21 protein-coding genes are annotated in these 22,725 nt (G+C 59.3%); 14 read left to right on the forward strand and 7 right to left on the reverse strand.

Going from position 1 to position 22,725, the window contains the following annotated elements:
• Window positions 1-46 precede the first annotated feature (46 nt).
• The 3 genes from H9Q16_RS00780 to H9Q16_RS00790 all read left to right on the forward strand — a co-directional run bounded on the left by H9Q16_RS00780 (window position 47) and on the right by H9Q16_RS00790 (window position 3,797).
• Window positions 47-1,510, forward strand: coding sequence for a LysM peptidoglycan-binding domain-containing protein (locus H9Q16_RS00780; protein WP_246455399.1), 1,464 nt, complete (start codon window positions 47-49; stop codon window positions 1,508-1,510).
• Between the two features lie 83 nt (window positions 1,511-1,593).
• A complete protein-coding gene (locus H9Q16_RS00785) occupies window positions 1,594-3,450 on the forward strand; it encodes an ABCB family ABC transporter ATP-binding protein/permease (RefSeq protein WP_191073485.1) in 1,857 nt (618 codons plus the stop codon).
• Window positions 3,450-3,797, forward strand: a complete 348-nt coding sequence (locus tag H9Q16_RS00790; protein ID WP_191073486.1) for a hypothetical protein — start codon at window positions 3,450-3,452, stop codon at window positions 3,795-3,797. The genes H9Q16_RS00785 and H9Q16_RS00790 overlap by 1 nt, the downstream gene beginning before the upstream one ends.
• Here H9Q16_RS00790 and H9Q16_RS00795 read toward each other — a convergent pair.
• Window positions 3,794-4,114 (reverse strand): hypothetical protein, encoded by a 321-nt coding sequence (locus H9Q16_RS00795; RefSeq protein ID WP_191073487.1) that lies wholly within the window; start codon window positions 4,112-4,114, stop codon window positions 3,794-3,796. The two genes, H9Q16_RS00790 and H9Q16_RS00795, sit on opposite strands and share 4 nt — an antisense overlap.
• Window positions 4,115-4,189: 75 nt before the next feature.
• On the reverse strand, window positions 4,190-4,543 hold the full coding sequence (locus tag H9Q16_RS00800; protein WP_191073488.1) for a helix-turn-helix domain-containing protein: 354 nt from the start codon (window positions 4,541-4,543) through the stop codon (window positions 4,190-4,192).
• Between the two features lie 111 nt (window positions 4,544-4,654).
• Here H9Q16_RS00800 and H9Q16_RS00805 point away from each other — a divergent pair, with 111 nt between their 5' ends.
• Window positions 4,655-4,996, forward strand: coding sequence for a hypothetical protein (locus tag H9Q16_RS00805; protein WP_191073489.1), 342 nt, complete (start codon window positions 4,655-4,657; stop codon window positions 4,994-4,996).
• A 122-nt stretch (window positions 4,997-5,118) separates the two neighbouring features.
• Here the strand turns inward: H9Q16_RS00805 and H9Q16_RS00810 are convergent, their stop codons facing one another.
• The 3 genes from H9Q16_RS00810 to H9Q16_RS00820 form a co-directional block, all read right to left on the reverse strand.
• Entirely contained in the window at window positions 5,119-5,571 is a 453-nt protein-coding gene (locus H9Q16_RS00810; RefSeq protein ID WP_191073490.1) for a DUF302 domain-containing protein, read from the reverse strand.
• Window positions 5,572-5,658: 87 nt separating this feature from the next.
• Window positions 5,659-9,528, reverse strand: a complete 3,870-nt coding sequence (locus H9Q16_RS00815; RefSeq protein WP_191073491.1) for an efflux RND transporter permease subunit — start codon at window positions 9,526-9,528, stop codon at window positions 5,659-5,661.
• Window positions 9,525-10,790, reverse strand: a complete 1,266-nt coding sequence (locus H9Q16_RS00820; protein WP_191073492.1) for an efflux RND transporter periplasmic adaptor subunit — start codon at window positions 10,788-10,790, stop codon at window positions 9,525-9,527. Before H9Q16_RS00820 ends, H9Q16_RS00815 begins: the two co-directional genes overlap by 4 nt.
• A gap of 229 nt (window positions 10,791-11,019) precedes the next feature.
• Between H9Q16_RS00820 and H9Q16_RS00825 the strand changes: the two genes are divergently transcribed.
• From H9Q16_RS00825 to der, 3 genes are read left to right on the forward strand one after another with little or no spacing between them, the layout of a single operon-like run.
• Window positions 11,020-11,721 carry a tetratricopeptide repeat protein gene (locus H9Q16_RS00825; protein ID WP_191073493.1) on the forward strand — a complete coding sequence of 234 codons (702 nt, stop codon included), beginning with the start codon at window positions 11,020-11,022 and terminating at the stop codon, window positions 11,719-11,721.
• Between the two features lie 52 nt (window positions 11,722-11,773).
• Window positions 11,774-13,126 (forward strand): PQQ-like beta-propeller repeat protein, encoded by a 1,353-nt coding sequence (locus H9Q16_RS00830; protein WP_246455401.1) that lies wholly within the window; start codon window positions 11,774-11,776, stop codon window positions 13,124-13,126.
• A gap of 39 nt (window positions 13,127-13,165) precedes the next feature.
• Window positions 13,166-14,629, forward strand: a complete 1,464-nt coding sequence (gene der, locus H9Q16_RS00835; protein ID WP_191073494.1) for a ribosome biogenesis GTPase Der — start codon at window positions 13,166-13,168, stop codon at window positions 14,627-14,629.
• A gap of 58 nt (window positions 14,630-14,687) precedes the next feature.
• Here the strand turns inward: der and H9Q16_RS00840 are convergent, their stop codons facing one another.
• Together H9Q16_RS00840 and serS are read right to left on the reverse strand one after the other, a co-directional pair.
• Complete coding sequence (locus H9Q16_RS00840) at window positions 14,688-15,404, reverse strand: tryptophan-rich sensory protein (RefSeq protein ID WP_191073495.1); 717 nt, start codon at window positions 15,402-15,404, stop codon at window positions 14,688-14,690.
• A 323-nt stretch (window positions 15,405-15,727) separates the two neighbouring features.
• Entirely contained in the window at window positions 15,728-17,020 is a 1,293-nt protein-coding gene (gene serS, locus H9Q16_RS00845) for a serine--tRNA ligase (RefSeq protein WP_191073496.1), read from the reverse strand.
• A gap of 196 nt (window positions 17,021-17,216) precedes the next feature.
• On the opposite strand from serS, the gene yajC reads away from it, so the two are divergent.
• From yajC to ccmB, 7 genes are all read left to right on the forward strand, one after another.
• Window positions 17,217-17,495: a preprotein translocase subunit YajC gene (yajC, locus tag H9Q16_RS00850; protein ID WP_191073497.1), complete on the forward strand. Its 279-nt coding sequence runs from the start codon at window positions 17,217-17,219 to the stop codon at window positions 17,493-17,495.
• Between the two features lie 34 nt (window positions 17,496-17,529).
• Window positions 17,530-19,179 (forward strand): protein translocase subunit SecD, encoded by a 1,650-nt coding sequence (secD, locus tag H9Q16_RS00855; RefSeq protein WP_191073498.1) that lies wholly within the window; start codon window positions 17,530-17,532, stop codon window positions 19,177-19,179.
• Between the two features lie 4 nt (window positions 19,180-19,183).
• Window positions 19,184-20,152 (forward strand): protein translocase subunit SecF, encoded by a 969-nt coding sequence (gene secF, locus H9Q16_RS00860; protein ID WP_191073499.1) that lies wholly within the window; start codon window positions 19,184-19,186, stop codon window positions 20,150-20,152.
• A complete protein-coding gene (locus H9Q16_RS00865) occupies window positions 20,145-20,900 on the forward strand; it encodes a sulfite exporter TauE/SafE family protein (RefSeq protein ID WP_191073500.1) in 756 nt (251 codons plus the stop codon). Before secF ends, H9Q16_RS00865 begins: the two co-directional genes overlap by 8 nt.
• 3 nt (window positions 20,901-20,903) lie before the next feature.
• Window positions 20,904-21,257: an Mth938-like domain-containing protein gene (locus H9Q16_RS00870; RefSeq protein WP_191073501.1), complete on the forward strand. Its 354-nt coding sequence runs from the start codon at window positions 20,904-20,906 to the stop codon at window positions 21,255-21,257.
• A 190-nt stretch (window positions 21,258-21,447) separates the two neighbouring features.
• Entirely contained in the window at window positions 21,448-22,068 is a 621-nt protein-coding gene (gene ccmA, locus H9Q16_RS00875; protein ID WP_191073502.1) for a heme ABC exporter ATP-binding protein CcmA, read from the forward strand.
• Entirely contained in the window at window positions 22,065-22,721 is a 657-nt protein-coding gene (gene ccmB / locus H9Q16_RS00880) for a heme exporter protein CcmB (RefSeq protein ID WP_191073503.1), read from the forward strand. Before ccmA ends, ccmB begins: the two co-directional genes overlap by 4 nt.
• Window positions 22,722-22,725: the final 4 nt, after the last annotated feature.

Here is a 22,725-nt window from a genome sequence, read left to right on the forward strand (position 1 = left end):
GTTATCGCGCTTGTTAAAGAGGCTCAACCAGGGGGGACGCAATCGGATGAGCATATTCTCAGGCAGACTGGGAGTTTTCCTTGCTGCTGTTGCGGGCGCCGTCGTCGTGACAGCTGCCGCATATTTCGAATTTGGCCGCACGGCTGAGACGCCGCCGGCGCCGTTGGTCGCCGTAGCCCCCGAGGTCAACGCGCCGCAAAGCGCTGTCGAAGAAGAGACCACCGAGCCGGTCATCGCAACAGCCGAGCCGGAAGAAGTGGTCATAGACGACGCGACACCACCTGATAGAAAGGAAGCTGCAAGCGCAGCTGATGATGCCGCAGATCCGGCGGTTGATGAAGCCAGCATTGCGGCGCAAATCCAGCACCCCAGCTTTGACGAAGTGCGGCGCGAAGCGGATGGAATGACCGTCATCGCGGGGCAGGGCGCGCCGGGCGCGGATGTGCAGATATTGCTGGATGGCACAGAGGTGTCCCGCACACAAACTGATGGTTCGGGAAAATTTGCGACGCTCGTCATGATTGCGCCGGATGGGCAAGGTCACGTGTTGTCTTTGCGCCAGTCGGTGGACGGGGAAGAGCAAGCCTCGGTTGATCAGATCATTCTGGCACCGCTGGACCCGCCGGTGATTGTTGCCGAAGCGAGTACGGAGGACCCTGCGCAACCGGTAACGGCACAGGCTGACGCTGTGGAAGAAACGAATGCAGCTGAGCCAGTAGTGGTGGCGTCAGAGACCAAGCAGGAAGAAGCGGAAAGCGTGCAGACTGCGCAGGCAACGCAGGTACCGGCACCTGTTACCGATGAAGCAGTGCAGACGCCAGTTGATGAAGACAGGGCTGCTGCTCCGGTCCAGACCGCAGAGCCTGTCGCGGAAGAAACCGTCGCAGCAACCCAAGACACGTCCGCGCAGGTCGTGCAGACAGACGAAAACGACGAAGCGGAACCGCAATTGGCTGACGCGGAGACTTCAGCGAACCAAGAGGTTGCGGTCTTGAAGACCGGTGAGGACGGGGTGGAGTTGCTCAACACCGCCCCACCAGAAGTCATGGCCAATGTCGAGCTTGATACAATCAGCTATACTGATGTTGGCGAAGTCCAGCTATCGGGGCGGGCGCAACCGGATACGAAAACCGTCCGAGTCTACCTCGACAACGCTTCTATTGTGAACCTGGCAGTGGATAGTGCCGGACGCTGGCGGGGCGATCTGCCCGACGTGGACGAAGGCATTTATACGCTGCGGGTCGATGAAGTGGCTGCCGACGGTCGTGTCACCAGTCGCGTGGAAACACCATTCAAGCGCGAGTCGCCTGCGGTGCTGGCAAGTGCAGCAGCTGAGCAAGCAGGGCCGCTCAAGAAAATCACGGTTCAGAAGGGGGCAACCCTCTGGGCCATCGCAAACGAGCGCTATGGCGACGGGCTGCTCTATGTGCGGGTTTTTGACGCCAACAAGAGTGATATCCGCGATCCTGATCTCATCTACCCCGGGCAGGTTTTCGATTTACCGGACTGATCTATCTGTGTGGAATTCTGCGCCATCGCTGGCAAGTCCCGATTGGTCGACCTATGTAAGGGTCCAAGCGAATTGGAACATGCATGCCCGCCGATACGACCTCTGCGCAACCTGCGCAAAATCCTGAGAACAAGCAGACCCTGACCGAAGAACAGTTGGCCGACCAGGCCGAGCGCCAGTCGGCGCTGATTGTTCTGCGTAAAGTCGCGCCGTATCTGTGGCCCGCCGACATGGCGTGGGTCAAGCGCCGCGTGGTTTGGGCGATGATTGCGCTCTTGGCGTCGAAACTGATCACCGTGGCCACGCCCTTTTTCTACAAGGGCGCGGTTGATGCGCTGGCAGAGGAAGGCGTGCCCATGCTGGCCCTGGGGGCCGTAGGGCTTACGGTGGCCTACGGCGTGGCGCGTCTGATGGGCGTCGGTTTCCAGCAATTGCGTGATGCGATCTTTGCACGCGTGGGTCAGCGCGCGTTGCGCATGCTGGCGCTTGAGACGTTTGAGCATATTCACAGGCTGTCTATGCGCTATCACATTACGCGCAAAACGGGTGGCCTGAGCCGCATCATCGAGCGCGGTGTGAAGGGCGTGGATTTTCTGCTGCGGTTCTTGTTGTTCTCAATCGGGCCGCTGATACTTGAATTGTTGCTGATCGGTATCGTCCTCGCCGTGGTGTTCGACATTTGGTATCTGGCCGCCGTTGCCGTGACGATTGCCCTTTATGTCTGGTTCACGTTCGCGATCACGGAATGGCGCGTAAAGCTACGCCGTCAGATGAATGATCAGGACACCGATGCAAACCAAAAGGCGATAGACAGCCTGCTGAATTATGAGACCGTGAAATATTTCGGCGCCGAGGGCCGGGAAGCGGCGCGGTATGACGCCGCTATGGAAGGGTACGAAGCCGCCGCGATCAAAACCAACTACTCGCTTGCCTTTTTGAACTTTGGTCAGTCGTTGATCATTACTTGTGGTTTGGTGGCCGTGATGGTGATGGCGGCTTACGGTGTACAATCTGGTTCGCTGACGGTGGGTGATTTTGTCATGGTCAACGCGTACATGATCCAGATAACCGTGCCACTGAACTTTCTGGGCACTGTCTACCGTGAAATCCGGCAGGCGCTTGTCGATATGGGCCAGATGTTCGGCCTGCTGGAACAACCGGCAGAGATTGCAGACAAACCCGACGCACCCGCGCTTGAAGTGACGGGCGGGCAGGTGGTGCTTGAGAATGTGACTTTTGGTTATGATTCCGACCGCGTTATCCTTCGCGATGCCACGATCACGGCTGAGCCGGGTCAGACCGTGGCCATTGTCGGCTCTACCGGGTCTGGGAAGTCGACCATTGGGCGACTGCTGTTTCGGTTTTATGATGTTCAGGAAGGTGCCGTGAAAATCGACGGACAGGATGTGCGCGACGTCACGCAATTGAGCCTTCATCAGGCCATAGGCGTGGTGCCGCAGGACACGGTCTTGTTCAACGATACCATTGGGTACAATATTGCGTACGGGCGTGACGGGGCGACGCGGGCCGATATCGAAGCGGCCGCGCGGGATGCACAGATACATGATTTCATCATGACACTGCCGAACGGTTACGAGACAACGGTGGGCGAGCGCGGGTTGAAACTTTCGGGCGGCGAAAAGCAGCGCGTCGGTATCGCGCGCACGTTGCTCAAGGACCCACCGATCCTGTTATTGGATGAAGCCACATCGGCGCTGGATTCTGATACAGAACATGAAATTCAGGACGCTCTGAACCGGGCCGGTCAGGGACGCACGGTGCTGACCATCGCACACCGGCTCAGCACCATTGCCGATGCGGACAAGATCGTCGTGTTGGAAAAGGGCCGTATCGTCGAACAGGGCAACCATGAGACCCTGCTGGCACAGGATGGGCGTTATGCCCAGCTATGGCACCGCCAGCAGGCCGAAGAGAGCTGATGCCGCGCAAGGACTATCCGACCACCCCCGACGGTCGCTATTTTGTAGCAAAATCGCGATTGTGGCGGTGTACGGATCCGGGCCTGGGCGAGAGTGAACGACGCGCAGCCATCAAAGCGCTGATGCAGGCGCGTTTGCGCGTAAAACATGCCACGGACGAAGCCGAAACACGCGCGGCACGGTCCGCCGTAGACATCGCGAAACGCGCATTGGGCGAACGTGGGCCGGTCTGGTGGGACGATGGCGCGCCAGATGAGGGTGGTAAGCACCCCAAGAATTCGGGTTACGCGCATTGGTGGCGGTCGCTGGACAAGGCGATGCAGGCCAAGGGCGAGGGGCGAAATTAAGCCGCAGCATCCTCCAGAAACCTGCGCGTGGCCTCGTCCGTCGGGAAAAATAGCTCAATCTTCAACGCGTCCAGCAAAACATCTTCGGGCGTGCCGAACTGTGCAATTGTTCCAAAGAGTGACAGATGCTGATCGCCCAGACAAAGGATCAGGGGCACAACCGCGCCCGCAGCTTGTCCGGTTGGCTTGCCAACTTTTGCGAGATCGGCTGCGACCCTATCAAATGCCGGAATGCCACCTTGAGCGGCGCTCTCGGTGCGCAGGCGCAAGGCGCTGTGATGGGCAACCTCGGCCCAGTTCTCGACAACCTGCGGCATCACGTCTGACGTGAGCAGGTCCAGCAGGCTGTCTCCTTCTCTGAGGCCCAGAAGTCCGTATAGATGCGCCGCCGGTCAATTTAGCTGCAGAATGCGCCACGAGGCATCAAGGGCAAGGGCGGGGTAGGGCGCATGAACCTGAAGCGTATGAGAGATTGCCGCCCGTATCGGTGCCATATCGGCGTCTTCCCAAGCACGTGCGGGAAATCTCGGCGCAAACCCCGCATGTGTCAGCAGCGTATTGCGCGCAGTCAGCGGCAGATCCATCGCGTCACCAAGACGGCGGATCATATCCCGGCTGGGTTGCGCACGCCCTGTCTCCAGAAACGAGATATGCCGGGCGGAAACATCAGCCTCCAGTGATAAATCAAGCTGGCTGAAACGTCGTGACTGGCGCCAGTCACGCAGGGTCTGGGCAAACTGCGTCATGGCATCACCCTACCTGCGGAAACTCGCGTTGCCCATTACCTGCGAAGTAATTGCGAGGATGACCTTAGCCGGTCTAGGCAACGCAATGTTCATTCAAAAGAAAGTGAAGTCATGACATATCTACGCACTGGTCTGATCGCGATGTGCGCGCTATTGGCGACATACACGCTGATCGTTGTTTTCCGTGAGGGTACGGGCCTTGTCGCAGTCTTCTTCGGCGATCTGATTTCCGTCACGTGGCGTGGTCAGTTCAATCTGGACTTTGCATGCTACCTTATGCTGTCTGCGCTCTGGGTGGCATGGCGCAGCGGTTTTAAGGCCGCAGGCATTTTCACCGCCCTTATCGCATCGGTCGTGGGTATGCTGTTCTTTGCGCCCCTTGTGCTGGTCTACGCATCGCGCGCAAGCGGGGACCTGAAGAAACTCCTCTTGGGTGTTCACGCCAGTTCGTGAGGGTGGCATTGCCTGCCATGCGACTGTTTTCCAAAGGGCCTCAACGATAACGCCGACACCAGCTTTGGCCCGGTCTATCCAAACAATGGGACGATTTTGGCCCGCCGCCGCCCGGTCAGGGTTCATTCTTCCGCAATGGCCTTTGACGTCAGCTTGTCCAACGCGCCGGTCATCTTGGCGATGTATTCCGCATCCGCGGGCAGGCCATGGGCGGCAGCCAGATCAACAGGCGCGTGGTATGTCAGATGCACAACGCCCTCTCCGTCTGCGTAGGCCAGGACACGCAGCGGTAAATCAAGGCCAGCCGTCTGGTTGCCCTGCATCGCGGGGGTCCCCAGCTTGGGATTGCCAAAGATCAGAAGCTGCGTGGGCCGCAGTTCCATCTCTACCTTTGCTGCTCCGGCTGCATGATCGACGCGGGCAAAGACTGTGGCACCTGCGCCTTCAACGGCGCTTGCAAGACGGTCGATGGTCTCCGAGACAGAATGCGGGCTGACTTTCTCGATCATCTCTGCTGAGGCGGGCAGGGCAAGCGTGGCTGCGGTGACGGCGGCAACAAGGGCTGCACGTTTCATAGGTGTCTCCTTTTATCGCATGACCCAAGGATAGAGCGTTGGCGCAAAAGAACGAGGGCACGGCCCCTCACAAGCGCTTGATCAGCCCTATTCCGCCGGTTTCAGTGCGACGGGCGCAGGCCCCGCCAGGTCTTCGTCCCAGATGATTTCCTGTGCCTTGGACCGCCGGGCGTCGCGCTGCAGCGCCCAGTCACGTGCGGCCTTGCTGGCCCGTCCCATGGACATGCGTGCCAGCAGGCGCGCAAACCAGCGCACATATGTCGTGGCCCAGATCCGGATCGCCAGCATTGACGGGGTCACCATGAGCGTCAGCACCGTGGCGATGCCAAGGCCAAAAACCACTGCCGTCGCCAGCTGCTTCCACCAAAGTGCGGTGGGGCTGTCGATGGTATAGCCGCCTTCTGCGAAATTCAGCGAGAGGCCGAACATCATCGGAGCGAGCCCCGCCATTGTGGTGATCGTGGTCAACAGAACGGGTCGGATCCGCGCCTGTGCGGTGCGGATGATCGCCTCGATCCGGGGCATGTATCGCTCGTATTCCTGGTACGTATCGATCAGAATGATGTTGTTGTTCACCACAATCCCCGCAAGAGCGACGATCCCAGTTCCGGTCATAATGATCGAGAACGTCTGATCCATCACCAACATGCCTATCAGTACGCCGGTGGTGCTGAGAACCACGGCCAAAAGCACCAGGATCGCATTGTAGAAGCTGTTGAACTGGGCCAGCAGAATAATGAACATTAGCCCCAACGCTGCTGAAAAGGCGGAGGAGAGGAATGCCTGGCTTTCTGCCTGATCTTCCTGATCACCGGTCCATTCAGTCGTCACGCCAAGGTCGAAAGGCTTGGTGTCGAGCCACTTATCCAGTTCCGCGATACGTTCGTTGGCATTGACGGGAACCATGCGGATGCTTCCCTCGGTCCTGACTGCATCCCACAGATCCATCCCTTCTGCCGCCGCTTCACGATCAATGATCTTGTAGGCAATACCATCGTCCGACGTGAATTCAGCATCCGCGCCTGCGGGCCTGGCGGTGCCAAGCGTTTCAAGGGTTTCTACGCCGTCTTGGCGCGTGGCCCGAACGATCTTCATCAGGCCGGGAATCACATCTGCCTTCACGTCCAGATACCGCTTTTGATCCACGCGACTGATCTCGGCCAGTTTGGGCACTGGTGTGCGCGTGATGAAATTGCTGAGCGGTATGAGCCCGTCCGGGGTGCGGACCTTGAGCGTGTCCAGCGTGGACAACACCCGGTCTTCCTCAGGCAGGCGCACACGGATTTCGATCTCTTCGTCAGAGGTATCGACCCGCATCGTGTCAAGCAACAAACCACGTGTGACCAACTGCACCATCGCACCGACTGTCAGAACATCGGCACCGTATCGGCCCGCTTTTTCGACATCGACGTCGATCTGCCAGTCGATGCCGGGCAGGGGGCGGGTGTCTTCGATCAGGGTCAGACCCGGCGTGCGCTCAAACTGTTCGCGCGCCATACTGGCAGAGGCAACAAGGTCCTCCCAACTGTCTGATTTCAAGCGCAAATGCACGGGCTTGCCCGAGGCAGGTCCGCGCGAGAGGTTCAGGATCTCTGTGCGAATGCCGGGGATAACCTCTAACTGCTCCAACAGGTCCGCAAGAACCACATCGCCATCAAAGGCCGGGTCCTGCACGTCTCGGGTCACCTCGAAGTTTATGAACGGTATGGTAAACAGCACGCTGGATTGGTTGGGACGATCTTCCCAGGGTATCGTTTCAAGCTGTATCTGCCCCACGGTATCCTTTGGCGCCTGCGCGCCACCGGTGTTGGAGTCCAACCCGCCTTCGCCGGCAAAGGCAAAGGCTGTCTGTATACCGGGATGTGCGCGGACGATATCCTCGGCTTGCTGGAGCAGGCTATCCTTTTCCTCCAGGCTCAGGTTGCCGCGCGCCAGCACATAGACGATCGCCTGTTCGGGCTCTGATTCAACAAAGAATTCGACCCCTTTCGAATTGCTCGAAAAGTAGATAAGGACCGTGCCCACAAAAGTGAAAACCACACCAGCCAGAACCAGTGGCATCACCGGATTGCCCACAATACCTTCAATCAGCCGCCCGAAAAAGTTTCGGCGATAGCCTGCATGGATGCGGTCGGGTTCCTTGCGAAAAAGCCGCGATGCCAGCCAGCGACCACCCCGCCCAAGGCGCAGCAACTCAGCGAAAAGCGCAATAAGCAGCAACAGGAAGCCCGACAGCAGGCAGGCGATCAGGACTGCGGCCAGCAGCACCAATGCAAAAACAACGACAAAGGTCGGGATCACTGACCCAAGGATGTTGGCCGTATCCATCTGAGCGAATTGCGCGCCCATACCGCCAAACACAGGCTGCAAGAACATCATAGGCAAGATAAAGAGCACGAGCGCAGGTACAAAGATCAGCTGATGCAGATACCATTTGAGGTTTGCGAAGGCCTTCATTTGTGCGGCGATCCACTGCTCAAGACGTCCTGTCACACCCCCCAGAACAGGAAGATAAATCAGGGCCACGACCAGAGAAGCTGACAGCACGAAGATCAGCGTGACAGGAAGCATCCCCATGAATTCGCCTGGCACACCGGGCCAGAAGAGCATCGGCAGAAAGGCGCAGAGCGTCGTCGCAGTAGAGCTCACGATGGGCCAGAACATGCGCTTTGCGCTTTCGACATAGGCGTGCATGGGCCCCACGCCCTCTTGCTGCCGTGCGTCGGCGTATTCGACCACGACGATCGCGCTGTCGACCAACATCCCCACGGCAAGGATCAGTCCGAACATCACGATGTTACTGACAGAAATGCCCATCAGCGCAAGGAACGCGAAACACAACAGGAACGATGTGGGGATTGCAAAACCAACCAGCAAAGCTGCCCGGATGCCCAAGGCGGCCAGGACCACGATCATCACCAGCGCAATCGCGGTAAAGACGGATCCCAACAACTGCTGAACCATGGAATTGACCACACGGCTTTGGTCGTTCGATGTGCCAACGGTCACCGCTGCCTGCAATCCTTCCGGCCAGTCGGCTGCGCGTTCCTCGACGATTTGTTTTACCGTCTCAGCGGTGTCGATCAGGTTGAAGCCCTTGCGCTTGACCACCTGCAAAGCCAACGTTTTTTCACCGTTGAACCGCGCAGTTCCTTCGCGGTCTTCGAAGGTCAGATTGATCTCTGCCAGATCGCCCAGCGTCACAACCCGGTCGCCATTGGTCTTGACCGGTAAGGCGTAGACATCCCGCGCTTCATCAAAGGACGAGGGGATCTTTACTGCAAAGGCACCTTGCGCCGTTTCGACCACACCCGCAGCGATCAGCTGGTTGTTGTTTTGTACCACATTGATCAATTCGCCGGCGGTGACGTTGTAGGCTTCAAGCCGCAATGGATCGATCAACACCTCGAGCATTTCGTCGCGGTCACCCGCGAGGGCCGCCTCAAGCACAGCGTCCAGCCCTTCAATATCGTCCTGCAGGTCGCGGGCAACGCGTGCGATTGTGCGTTCGGGCACGGGGCCGGTCAGATTGACGATGATGATGGGAAATTCGGAAAAGTTGATTTCATTGATGGTGTAGGTTTCAGCGCCTTCTGGAAATTTCGATTCTGCTGTACCCATGGCATCGCGCACATCGGCCATGACTTTCGTCTTGTCCCAGCCGAACTCGAATTCCAAGGCAATACCGGCGTAGTTCTCGGCGGCGGTACCCGACATGGTTTTCAGCCCGTCGAGGTCGGCCAGTTCGGCTTCCATGGGTTTGACCAGAAGGGTTTCACTGTCTGCAGCAGAAATGCCCGGGAACTGGACCGATACGAAAAGTGCCGGAATCTCGATGTCCGGCTCACCTTCCTTGGGCAAGGTTGAATAGGCGTACCCGCCGACCACAAGGCTGAGCAGGATAAACGCCATGACCATCCGGGCACGGCCGGCGGCCCAATCTACAATGCCGCTCATTGAGTGACCTCACGCCAGGTCGGGGCCACGGTGACGCCAGCGGTGACGAATTCCTGTCCCACCACGATCACGTTTGCCTCAGCGGGCAAGTCTGTCACCCAGATCCCCGCGTCGGTATCGCGCATGACACCAACGGGCGCAAAGGACACAAGGTTCTTATCGCCGACCAGCCGGACGCCCAGCGCCCCGTCATCGTTCAGGGTCAGTGCAGATTGCGGTATCAGGTGCGCCGAAACCCCTGCGGAGGCGATTGCGATTTCCGCCGTCTGACCGTCCCGGATCGCGAAATCGTCGTTGGCAACCTCGATTTCGACGCGAAAAGTACGGGTCGCGGGATCGGCAGAGCGGGAAATGAAGGTGACCTTACCACCAACATCGTTGCCACCAGCCGCCAGCCGTGCCCCTGCCATGGCCCCGAGGCTGACCCGGTTCACTTCGGTCTCGGGCACAAAGGCCACTAGCTTGATCGGATTCAGCTGGATAATCGTCGCGCAAAGTGCGCCGGGCTGCAGCAGGCTGCCAAGCTCGGCCGTATCGCTTTCCAGCAGCCCAGAGAAAGGCGCCTTGATGGTCAGCCGGTCGATTTCCGTTTCCGCACCGGCGACTGCCGCTGTCGCCGCTTCAATACCGGAGCGGGCCGCGCGCAGGCCAGCGGTCGCCGATGTGACACCCGCCTTTGCGGCCTCCACAGAGGCATTCGCGCTTGCCAGGCGGGTTTGCGATGCAAAACCATCTTCGCTCAATTTTGAGGCAGCGTTTTGATTGATCTCGGCCTCTTTCAGGCGGGCCTCGGCCTCGCTGACGCGAGCCTCCGCTTCGGGAACACGCGATTCAGCCTCGGTCAGGCGCGCGCGTGCTTCTTCAAGCGCCGCGCCGCGCGTGCCCGGATCAAGCACACAAAGTGCATCGCCGTTCTCAATCTGTGCACCTTTGCGCAGCGGTTCAGAGGTCACCACAGCCGAGGTTTCGGCCCGAACATCGACCTGCCGTACTGCCGAAGTCTGACCGCGCAGGATGACGGCGCTGTCAACCTGCTGGGCTGTAAAGCGTTCAACCATCACCTTGACCAATGCGGACGTGTCTGGCGCATCCGCTGTTGCAGTTTCGCTGTCGGCATTAATGCTGCTTTGTGCGTTTTCAGGCTGGGCCGCCTCTGCGGGCGAATTCATGCCCAGAAGGGCCATCAGTTGCGGACGAGCCAAGATGGACATGGCCAATACAATCGAGACCACAACTGCGGCCAGAATGGAGAATATGCGCATGGCGCGACCTCTTCTTATTCACTTTCCGCCAAGCATGACGTGGCGGCATATGCGCAGTATATAGGGAAGGACAAGTGAACTGACCAGTTCAGATAGCACCTTTTTTCTGAACCCCGTGCGGTATGCCCAGGATTTGGACACAATACGGGGCGCATCCTGCTCTTGGCTTGGTCCGACGTGCACGCTATGAGGGGCAAAATTCATCCCCATGGGTGAGGGAGCCACCGCAATGAGCGACACCGACAGTTTTATCGACGAGGTCAATGAGGAGGTCCGCCGCGACCGCCTTTATGGCTATTTGCGGCGCTATGGATGGATTGCAATTCTCGCCATCGTGCTGATTGTCGGGGGCGCGGCTTGGTCAGAATACCAAAAGGCGCAGGCCCGGGCGCAGGCAGAAGCGCTTGGTGACGCGATGTTGGCGGCACTGGCAAACGACGAAGGCGTCTCGCGGGTGGATGCGCTGGAGGCGATTGATGCACCGGATAGGGCGACAGGGGCGGTCTTGCGGCTTTTGACGGCGGCAGAACAGGCCGATGCGGGCCGGACGGAAGACGCCGTCGCAACGCTTGACGCCATTGCGAGCGACGGAGACGTATCCGCCATCTATCGGCAAATCGCGCAATTCAAGTCTCTGACCCTGCAAAGCGACCAGACACCTGTCGAAGATCGCCTTCTTGCATTCGAATCCATGGCGCAGCCGGGTAACCCGATGCGCTTATTGGCGGAAGAGCAGATTGCCTTGATTGAGATCGCGCAGGGCAAGGATACCGAAGCGATTGCGCGGTATCAGGCAATTCAGGAGGACGCTGAGGTATCCTCGGACTTGCAACAGCGCGCGCTACAGGTGATTGTGGCGCTGGGGGGCGAACCTGAATTGGCCGATGATGAAACATCGGACGCAGGTACGGTTTCCGGGAGCGATAACTGAGGCACAGGCCAGGCTTGTGCCACACGGGCAAAAGACAAGAGTGAGCAGCGCCATGATCAAGCAAATGGGTGTCTCTTTCAGGGGATGGACCGCAGGGCTGATGACTGGTGTGTTGGTCCTCGGCGCTTGCGCCGAAGACCAGACATATCTGCCGGGCGAACGCGAAGACATCAGGTCCGTCTTGCAAAATCCCGATCTCGCGCTTCCCCTTGATGGGCCGACGCCGCAAAATCAGTCGCGCGCCATTGCACTCGGCGCAGCAACGAACAACGCGAGCTGGACCCACAGCATTGGAACGGCACAATACCGCATAGCCCATCCGGCCCTTGGCAGCGTGCCGCAGTTGGCATGGTCGGCCGATATCGGAGCAGGCGACAGCCGTCGCCAGAGGATCACGGCTGATCCCGTTGTCGCGGCGGGCCGCGTCTTTACCTTGGATGCGGATGCGCGCGTCACAGCAACATCGACCAGCGGCGCAACCTTGTGGACGCGCGATCTGACGCCAGCAAGCGACCGACAGGGCCAAAGCAGCGGCGGCGGCCTCGCGGTGGAAGGGGACACGCTTTATGTCAGCGTGGGCTACGGCGTTCTGGCGGCCCTTGATGTGGCAAGTGGAGGCGTTCGATGGGAGCAAAAGCTAGAAGCGACAGGCACTGGCACGCCCACAGTCTTCGGTGACCTGATCTATCTCACTTCGGGCGATGACACCGGCTGGGCCGTGCGAAAATCAGATGGCCGGGTTGAGTGGCAAACCGCAGCGACGGCAAGCATCAACAATGTGCTGGGAGCCCCGGCGCCCGCGATCACATCGCAGTTTGCAATCTTTGCCTTTGGGTCTGGCGAAGTGCAAGGCGTCTTTCGGCGCGGAGGCGTCAACCGGTGGAATTCCGCTGTTGTCGGGCGCAGACCGGGGCGCGCGTCTTCCTTGATATCGGACGTGACAAGCGCGCCGGTCGTATCCGGCGATCGGGTCTATGTTGGCAACCAGTCGGGACGTCTGGCTGCGCTGTCCATCGATTCCGGTGTACGGCTTTGGACCGCGCGTGATGGGGCGATGGGCCCGGTGTGGCCGGCAGGTGGCAGTATATTTGCGATGACGGACCTGAATGAACTTGTGCGGCTCGACGCCTCAGACGGTAGTCGCATCTGGGGCGCGCGTCTGCCAAATTTTGTCAAAGACAAGCCCAAGCGTCAGTCCGAAGTCTTTGCTCACTATGGACCCGTCATTGCAGGCGGTCGGGTGATCATCGCGTCGAATGACGGGCTTTTGCGCAGTTACAGCCCGGTGGACGGCACGTTGATCAGCAGTGTCGAGATCCCGGGCGGGGCCACCACGGCACCGGTTGTTGCGGGTGGCACGCTTTATGTGGTTTCCGCCAAGGGCCAATTGCACGCCTATCGCTAATGGGCTAAAGCGCGGATCTGCCTTTGGAGCCATTGTGCCATGTCCTTTACCCTCGCCATCGTGGGGCGCCCGAATGTGGGCAAGTCCACGCTGTTCAATCGCCTTGTCGGCAAACGGCTGGCGTTGGTCGATGACCAGCCCGGCGTGACGCGCGATTTGCGCGAAGGCGCCGCACGGTTGGCAGATCTCAAATTCACAGTGATCGACACGGCCGGACTGGAAGAAGTCACTGATGACAGCCTTCAGGGCCGAATGCGGCGGCTGACCGAACGGGCGGTCGACATGGCCGATGTCTGCCTCTTCATGATTGACGCGCGTGTGGGGGTGACACCCTCTGACCTGGTCTTTGCCGATATCCTGCGTAAACGGTCGGCGCATGTGATCCTTGCGGCCAACAAGGCCGAAGGGAAGGCCGCGGACGCGGGCGTGATCGAGGCCTATTCGCTGGGGCTGGGAGAGCCTATACGCATGTCAGCCGAACATGGAGAAGGTCTTAATGACCTCTACACGTCTCTGATGCCGATCTCGGACGGTTTTGCCGAAAAGGCGATGGAAGATACGCCGGAAACGGACGTTGATCTGACAGAGGAAGACGCAGCGGAAGGTGACGTCGTTCCCCAACCCACAGACGCCAAACCTCTGCAGGTAGCCGTGGTCGGGCGGCCCAATGCGGGCAAATCCACACTGATCAATCAGATAATGGGCGAAGACCGGCTTCTCACGGGGCCAGAGGCCGGCATCACCCGGGACGCGATTTCGCTGCGGATGGACTGGAATGGCGTGCCAATGCGCATCTTTGATACCGCCGGCATGCGCAAAAAAGCCAAGGTTCAGGAAAAACTCGAGAAGTTGTCGGTCTCTGACGGGCTGCGCGCTGTAAAGTTTGCTGAGGTCGTTGTGGTACTATTGGATGCCGAGATTCCGTTTGAGCAGCAGGATTTGCGCATCGCTGACCTGGCCGAGCGTGAAGGCCGCGCAGTGGTTGTGGCGGTGAATAAGTGGGACGTCGAAGACGACAGACAAGCCAAACTGAAGTCTCTGAAAGAGAGCTTTGAGCGGCTCTTGCCGCAACTGCGCGGCGCGCCGCTGATTACCGTTTCAGCCAAGACGGGCAGGGGGCTTGACCGTCTGCATGATGCAATCATGCGGGCCTATGACGTCTGGAACCGTCGCGTCAGCACGGCGCAGCTGAACCGTTGGCTGACGGGCATGCTGGAACAACATCCGCCACCTGCACCGCAAGGCAAGCGGATCAAGCTGCGTTACATGACGCAGGCCAAAACGCGTCCCCCCGGCTTTGTTGTGATGTGTAGCCATCCTGACAAGGTGCCTGACAGCTATAATCGCTATCTGGTCAACGGCCTGCGTCTGGACTTCGACATGCCGGGCACACCGATCCGGCTTTGGATGCGCGGTCAGAACGACGCCAACCCGTTCAAAGGACGCAAGAAAGCGCCCCCATCGAAACTGCGCAAACACACGTCCAAGCGACGTCGCGATTAGATCGACGGATCCGGGCTTTTGAGAAGTTCGGACCGGTTTTGTTACAAGAGAACGGCGGCTACCCGGTGCGCAGGGTGCGGAGTGTCGCAAGGGCGACGATTACGGCTCCGGCCAGCGCGACATAGGCCACGTCGCGTGCGTCGGTCCAATTGGCGACAATCACGGCGATCAACGCCCAGATCACCGCGATGCCATAGGTTGGCGTGCGCCCCAGTGCGGCCTGAACCGCCGCACCGATCAGGGCGGCGAGGGCCACAAAGATCAGTCCTGCGATGTTTTCATCCAGATACCCGTAGCCCGCGGCAAGCAGGCCCAGTGACACACAGGACGCAGCGGACAGCCAGCCTGCATAGAGCCCAACCGGGTAGGCCGCCCACGCCCGGTCCCGGACAGGCGCGACAAAAAGCGCACCGAGCGCGCTGAGCAGCATCACCCAGATCAGCACTGCCGCCCATACCGGGCTTTGTGTTGCGACCCATAACCACGTGGACCCGACGGCCAATGAAAGGCAGAGCGGCAGGCGCATGTCGTGCCATTGCCCGTCCTGTCGCGCTTTGAACAGTCCCCAGGCCGCGCCGAGGATCAACCATAGATAAATCGCTCCCCAGATCGCAAAGGCGTAGCCCGCGGGCTGTACGGGTGGATTATCCTGCGGCACCGGGAACTGGTTGGGATCAAACCCGTTGAAGCTGTCCACAAAGTAAGGAGAAGCGGCAAAGGCGATCGCCAGCAAAAGTGTGAGGATAGCAACCGCAGGGCGCAAGGGACCGGACATTCGTGGCTCCTGTTGATCGTTCATGTCACACCGCATTTGGGGCGATGGCAGGAGGGTAGCGGGATCCGGCGGGGTTTCAACCGATGGGGCCGTGATCCAATTGCCGCGCCATGCGGCGCGATCGTTCTTGCGGGTGTCCGGGTCAGCCGTGAGCCCAATATCGCGGCCCGTCAAAGAGGCCGCGCAGGTTTCCCTGATTGCCGAGAAGCGCTTGAGGGCGCATTACGTCCTCATGGCGCCTTCTCAAGGGGCAGGGCGATTCTATCTGGCCTCAGGGCCTGGTGCCTGCAGCAGTCTTGACCCCGGAGCAAATCCCCGTGGTGTCAGATCAGCGTACCGTCCGTGCTAAGTGTTGATTTCCCACGCAGATAGGGGCCGAGCGCCTTGGGCAGCGTCACGGAGCCGTCCGCCTGCTGACCATTTTCCAATACCGCGATCAGGCAACGGCCTACGGCCAACCCCGACCCGTTCAGCGTATGCAGAAACTGCGGTTTGCCCCCATCAGCGGGCTTGAACCGCGCATTCATGCGCCGCGCCTGAAAGTCACCTGTGTTCGAAACAGAAGAGATTTCGCGGTACGTATTCTGGCCTGGCACCCAGGCTTCGATATCGAAGGTGCGGCGTGCCCCAAAGCCCATGTCGCCCGTGCAAAGAATGACTGTTCTGTAAGGTATTTCAAGGCGTTCCAGCAAATCTTCGGCACACCGCAGCATGCGCTTTTGTTCCGCATCGCTGTTATCGGGATGTGTGACACTGACCATCTCGACCTTCTCGAACTGGTGCTGGCGCAGCATGCCCGCGGTGTCGCGGCCAGCGGATCCGGCCTCTGATCTGAAGCAGAGGGTATGCGCGGTGTAGCGTCGCGGCAGATAGCTTTCTTCGACGACGTGACCAGCCACGATGTAGGTCAGGGGTACCTCGGACGTTGGCACCATCCACCAGCCGTTTGTTGTCTGATAGCTGTCCTCGCCGAACTTCGGCAACTTGTCCGTGCCGTACATCGCGTCATTATTGACGAGGACAGGCGGGTTCACTTCTGTCAGGCCGTTTTCATCCACATGGGTGTCGATCATGAACTGTGCCAGCGCGCGGTGAATGCGGGCAACGGCACCCGAGAGCAGCACGAAACGGCTGCCGGACATCTTTGCGGCGGTCTCAAAGTCCATGCCATGGGCGACGCCTTTGATCTCAAAGTGTTCCTTCGGCTCGAAATCAAACGATTTGGGTTCACCCCAGCGGCTGACCTCGACGTTGTCGTTCTCATCTGCCCCATCTGGCACATCATCCGCCGGAGTGTTGGGAATGCGCGCAAGCATGTCGGTCAGTTGAGCGTCCAGCTCTTTGGCCTCGGTCTGCATCGCCGCAACTTCGGCCTTTTTCTCGCCCACCAAGGCGCGCAGGCGTTCAAATTCAGCCTCATCCCCGCTGGCCTTGGCAGCGCCGACCTGCTTGGAGGCTTTGTTTTGCTCTGCCTGGGCCGCTTCGGCGGCTGTAATGCATGCGCGTCTGGCGGTATCCAGCTTGAGGACCTGTGATGACATTGGCGCATCCCCGCGGCGCGCCAGAGCGGCGTCAAGGTGGTCGGGATTTTCGCGGATGGCGCGGATGTCGTGCATGAGAGGCATTCCTCGGCAAGAGTGAGTCGTGTGGTGGCGGTTATGCCCCAAACCTTTGAGGGAGTGTAGGGGGCGCCCAAAGGGCGAAATCGCCCCTTTGCACCTTGCGCCCCACCCCTGCCACGCATAGGTTCTGCCAAACTTTGCGGACCGGGGCCAAGGCACCCCTGAGCGCTCTCAGAAAAAGGACCCTCCCATGGAAGGCATCGGCCAATTCATTCCTCTCATCCTGATCTTTGCGATCATGTATTTCCTGCTGATCCGCCCGCAGCAGAAAAAGGTGAAAGAGCATCAGGCGATGGTTGCGGCACTGCGCCGGGGCGATCAGGTTGTCACCCAGGGCGGTGTGATCGGCAAGGTCGTCAAGGTCAAGGATGACGGCGAGGTCGAGGTCGAGATTGCTGATGGCGTCAAGGTGCGCATCGTGCAATCCACCATTGCAACGGTTGTGTCCAAGACCGAACCCGCAAAGTAAGCGCATCCGCGCACCTTCAGCATAAGGCGGACCCATGCTTCATATCGATATGTGGAAACGTATCCTGATCGTGCTCGTTTGTGCGACAGGATTGGGTCTGGCGCTGCCCAACGCGTTTTATGGACCGGTCGAGCAGCACAACGACGCCGTTGCAGCAATCGAATTGCGCGGCAGCACGGCCGAGCTGGAGGCACAAAAGGCGCTTTGGCCTGAGTGGATGCCGTCAGGGCTGGTTAATCTTGGCCTTGATTTGCGCGGTGGCGCGCATTTGCTGGCAGAAGTCCAGGTCGAAGATGTCTACGCCAGCCGGATGGAAGCCACATGGCCCGAAGTCCGCGATGCGCTGCGCAGTCTGACACCAGTACGCCGTCAGCAATCACCGGCCGATGAATTGCGCGTTCGCCTGAATGACCCCGAAAAGATGGCCGAGGCGCTGCAGATCGTCCGCGGGCTGGCCCGTCCGGTGGTGACCCTGACCGGGGCTGGTGCGGATGACATCGACGTCTCGGGCGCCGAAGGTGTGATCACCGTCACCCTGTCAGATGCTGAGCGGATGTCCACGGACGAGCGCACAATGCAGCAATCGCTGGAGATCATTCGCCGCCGGATCGACGAGGTTGGCACGCGGGAGCCGACAATTCAGCGGCAGGGCGCTGAGCGTATTCTCATTCAGGTCCCGGGCATCGGATCGGCGGCAGAACTGAAAGACATTATTGGCACCACGGCCCAGCTGACTTTCAATCCGGTTATCAGCCGGGGAGCGGATGAAAATGCGAACCCCGGTATTGGCAATATGCTGGTGCCGTCGCTCGACGAACCGGGCGCATTCTATACGATTGAAGCCGCCCCTGTGGTTACGGGTGAGGAACTGGTCGATGCGCAGCCCAGTTTTGACCAGAATGGCAACCCGGCGGTGAACTTCAGATTCAACACCACGGGCGCCCGTAAGTTCGGCGATTACACGGCTGAAAATATTGGTGCGCCCTTTGCCATTGTGCTGGATGACGAGGTCATCAGCGCGCCGACGATTCAAAGCCATATTCCCGGCGGTTCGGGGATCATCACGGGCAATTTCACGGTTGAGGAAAGCACCAATCTGGCGGTGCTGCTCCGCGCAGGTGCCTTGCCTGCAGGGCTGACGTTTGTCGAAGAACGGACCGTTGGTCCGGAACTAGGCCAAGACAGCATCGATGCCGGCAAGGTGGCCACATTGGTGGCGTTCGTCGCAGTCCTTTTCTTTATGTTCGCCAGCTATGGCCTTTTCGGGATCTTCGCCAATGTCGCGTTGATTATCAACGTCGGCTTGATCTTTGGCTTGCTCAGTCTCATTGGGGCCACGCTCACGCTTCCCGGTATTGCAGGCATTGTTCTGACCGTGGGTATGGCGGTGGATGCCAACGTGCTGATTTTCGAACGTATCCGAGAAGAGCTCAAGACGGCCAAGGGGCCTGCGCGCGCGATTGAGCTGGGTTATGAAAAAGCGCTCAGCGCCATTCTGGACGCCAATATCACCACCTTCATCACCGCCGTGATCCTTTTCGCCATGGGCTCCGGTCCGGTGCGTGGCTTTGCGATCACGCTGGGGCTGGGCATCCTCACATCCGTTTTCACCGCGATCTTTGTCACCCGTTTGTTCGTGGTGATCTGGTTCGAACGCCGTCGCCCCAAAACGATCGAGGTCTGAGCATATGCGTCTACGTCTGGTTAAGCAGGATACGAGCTTTGATTTCTTCAGCCGCTGGAAGATGTGGCTGGGCATCTCTGGCATTCTTATGGTGATCGCATTTGTCAGCTTCATGCTGCAGGGGTTGAACTTTGGCATCGATTTTCGCGGCGGCACTACGATCCGCACAGAAAGCCCGGTCGTCGTGGACGTGGCGGGGTACCGCGAGGCGCTGGCGCCGCTGGAGCTTGGTGACATTTCGATCACGGAGGTCTTTGACCCCAATTTTAGGGATGATCAGAATGTCGCGATGATCCGGATTCAGGCGCAGGAAGGGCAAGAGGCGGTGACCTCGGAAACCACCAAGGCCATCGAAGCAGCCATGAAAGGTTACGAGCCGGGGATCAAGTTCACTTCTGTTGAATCCGTCGGTCCCAAGGTGTCAGGCGAATTGATACAGACTGCTGTGATTGCGGTGGTTCTCGCCATCGGGGCGGTGCTGATCTACATCTGGTTGCGGTTTGAATGGCAGTTTGCAGCAGGCGCGGTGCTGGCACTGGTGCATGACGTGTTGCTGACCATCGGGATATTCTCGGAACTGCAGATCAAGTTCGATCTGGCGATTATCGCAGCACTTCTGACCATCGTTGGCTATTCGCTGAATGACACCGTCGTCGTCTTTGACCGGGTGCGCGAGAACCTGCGCAAGTACAAGAAACGGCCGCTGAACGAAGTGCTCAATATCTCGATTAACGAAACGCTGAGCCGGACGTTTATGACTTCGGTCACGACCTTGTTGGCGCTTATTGCACTGTTCGTTCTGGGCGGTGATGTGATCCGGGGGTTCGTCTTCGCGATGATCTGGGGCGTGATCGTGGGGACGTATTCATCGATCTTCGTGGCCAGCGCCATTCTGCTTTACCTCGGGGTCAAACGGGACTGGTCCAAACCCGACGCCAATGCGGGTAATCAATACGCAAACATCGATGCCTGATATCATCCTTGAGGCCTTCGCGATCGAGGGTCTGGGATGGCTGGTACTGGCGGTAATTGCCGCAGGCCTTGTCCGCGGATTTTCCGGATTTGGGTCGGCCATGATTATCATGCCGGTCGCCTCGTCCGTTCTGAGCCCGGTGGAAGCGGTCATCTTTCTGGTCGCGACCGAACTCTTGGGTCCGCTGCCCAACCTGCGTGGTGCGTTGCGCGAAGGTGAGGTGCGTGATGTGGGGCTTTTGATGCTGGGGGTGGTGATCGCGCTGCCGTTCGGGCTTTGGTACCTTTCAAGTGTTGATCCGGTCATTTTCGGCTGGATGGTGTCGTGTTGCGTGATCGGGCTGTTGGTGCTTGTGATGATGGGGTGGCGCTTCAAGGGGGAGTTGACCCGGGCGATGACCGTGGGCGCGGGCGCTGTCGGCGGATTCATGATGGGCATTGCAGGCATACCGGGGCCGCCGGTGATCATGCTTTATATGGCCAGCAAACTGCCCGTGTCGGTCATCCGGGCGAATTTCCTGCTTTATCTTGTCGCGATTGACCTCCTGCTTTTTCCATTGTTGTGGTTGGCGGACATGCTGGTCTGGAAGATCGTGGTGCTGGGCCTGCTGATTGGCGTGCCCAACCTGATTGCGAATTATGTCGGTGCTTTGTTGTTCAAACCGGGCGCTGAGAAAGTTTTTCGCGCCGTGGCCTACAGTGTTATCGCCGCATCCGCTATCATCGGTCTGCCGGTCTGGAAGGGATAAGCCATGCGCCTTAATGAGATTGTCTTTACCGATGCAAGTCCGATCGAAAGCTACGGGCCGGGGTTCTTTCGTGTGGGCGGCGCGGTGATCGAGGGTCCCATGATCACAAGCCCTAACGGGACGCAGCCCTGGGCGGGCTATGAGGACACCGAAAGCCTGCTGGCGCTTGCAGGCAAGGTGGATGTGATCTTCTTGGGCACCGGTGCAGATGTCGCGCACCTGCCAGATGTACTGCAATCGCAGTTGGATGACGCAGGCGTCGGGGTTGAAGCGATGGCCTCACCGGCGGCCTGCCGCACTTACAATATCCTGCTGAGCGAAGGCCGACGGATTGCGCTTGCCGCACTGCCGGTATGAGCGGTCACTCTCTGCGCCAAGGAGAAATCAAGGATGAGTTTAAGAGAAAGATGAAGGAAAACGGTGCGTGCTTCATCTTTCCAATAAACTCATTTTGACAGAGCAGACCGGGTCGAAACCTTCGTTATGGAGGTGTGCTGTGGGCCAAAGATGCTTTTGCCCGCCCTATCAATAGGCTACGGCTGACGGTATGGAACTGCACGTCGAAAATCTAAGCCTTGCGCGTGGCGGTGTGCCGGTGCTGACGGATGTCTCCTTTGTTCTGCGATCCGGACAAGCGCTGATCCTGCGCGGGCCCAACGGATCGGGTAAGACCACGCTTTTGCGTACCATTGCCGGGTTGCAACCTGCCTTGCGGGGTCAGATCATCGGGGCCGAAGATCAGATCGGATATGCGGGTCACGCGGACGGATTGAAGGCGATGCTGACCGTCGCCGAAAATCTGACATTCTGGGCGGAGGTCTTTGGACAGACTGACATTACCGCTGCACTTGATGCCTATGCGCTGCATCCTCTGGCCGACCGTCTGGCGGGCACTTTGTCTGCCGGACAGAAACGGCGGTTGGGCCTCGCACGGCTGCTTGTCACTGGTCGCCCGCTCTGGGTTCTGGATGAGCCCACCGTTTCTTTGGATACCGACGCTGTGGGTCTTTTCGCCGCAGCGGTTGAGCGACATATGGCGGAGGGTGGCGCGGCATTGATGGCCACCCATATCGATCTTGGACTAACCGCTGCCGATGTGCTGGACATTACGCCGTTCCGCGCAGTGTCAGGCACCCGTGCCGGGGCGAGTGACGAGGCCTTCCTGTGACGGCGCTGCTGATCCGCGATCTGCGTCTTGCGATGCGCGCGGGCGGAGGTTTCGGCCTGGCGCTTGCCTTCTTTCTTATTGTGGTCGTCTTGATACCTTTCAGCGTCGGCCCGGAGGCCTCGTTACTGAGCGTCATCGCGCCGGGGGTCCTTTGGTTGGGAGCACTGTTATCCTGTCTGCTGTCCTTAGACCGCTTGCTGGCAATAGATTTCGAAGACGGAACCCTTGACGTGCTTGCAACCGCGCCACTGCCATTGGAGGCCGCACTGAGCATCAAGGCGCTGGCGCACTGGCTGACGACTGGTTTGCCTTTGGTGCTGGCCGCGCCGGTTTTGGGGGTTTTGCTGAACTTACCCGGTCAGGGGTACCTTTGGTTGGTTGCATCACTCGCGCTGGGTACGCCTGCGCTGTCGGTCATCGGCACATTCGGCGCAGCGCTGACCGTAGGCATCAAGCGGGGTGGTTTGTTGCTGTCGCTGTTGGTGCTGCCTCTCTACATCCCCACTTTAATTTTCGGGGCCGAAGTCGCGCGTCGAGGCGCCCAAGGCACGGACGCGACAACACCGCTGCTGATGCTGGCCGGGATCACGCTGGCCACCATCGCGTTGCTGCCCTTTGCGTCAGCCTCGGTATTGCGGCGCGGTCTGCGATGAGTTC

Source organism: Sulfitobacter aestuariivivens, from assembly GCF_014763045.1.
Classification (GTDB): domain Bacteria; phylum Pseudomonadota; class Alphaproteobacteria; order Rhodobacterales; family Rhodobacteraceae; genus Sulfitobacter; species Sulfitobacter aestuariivivens.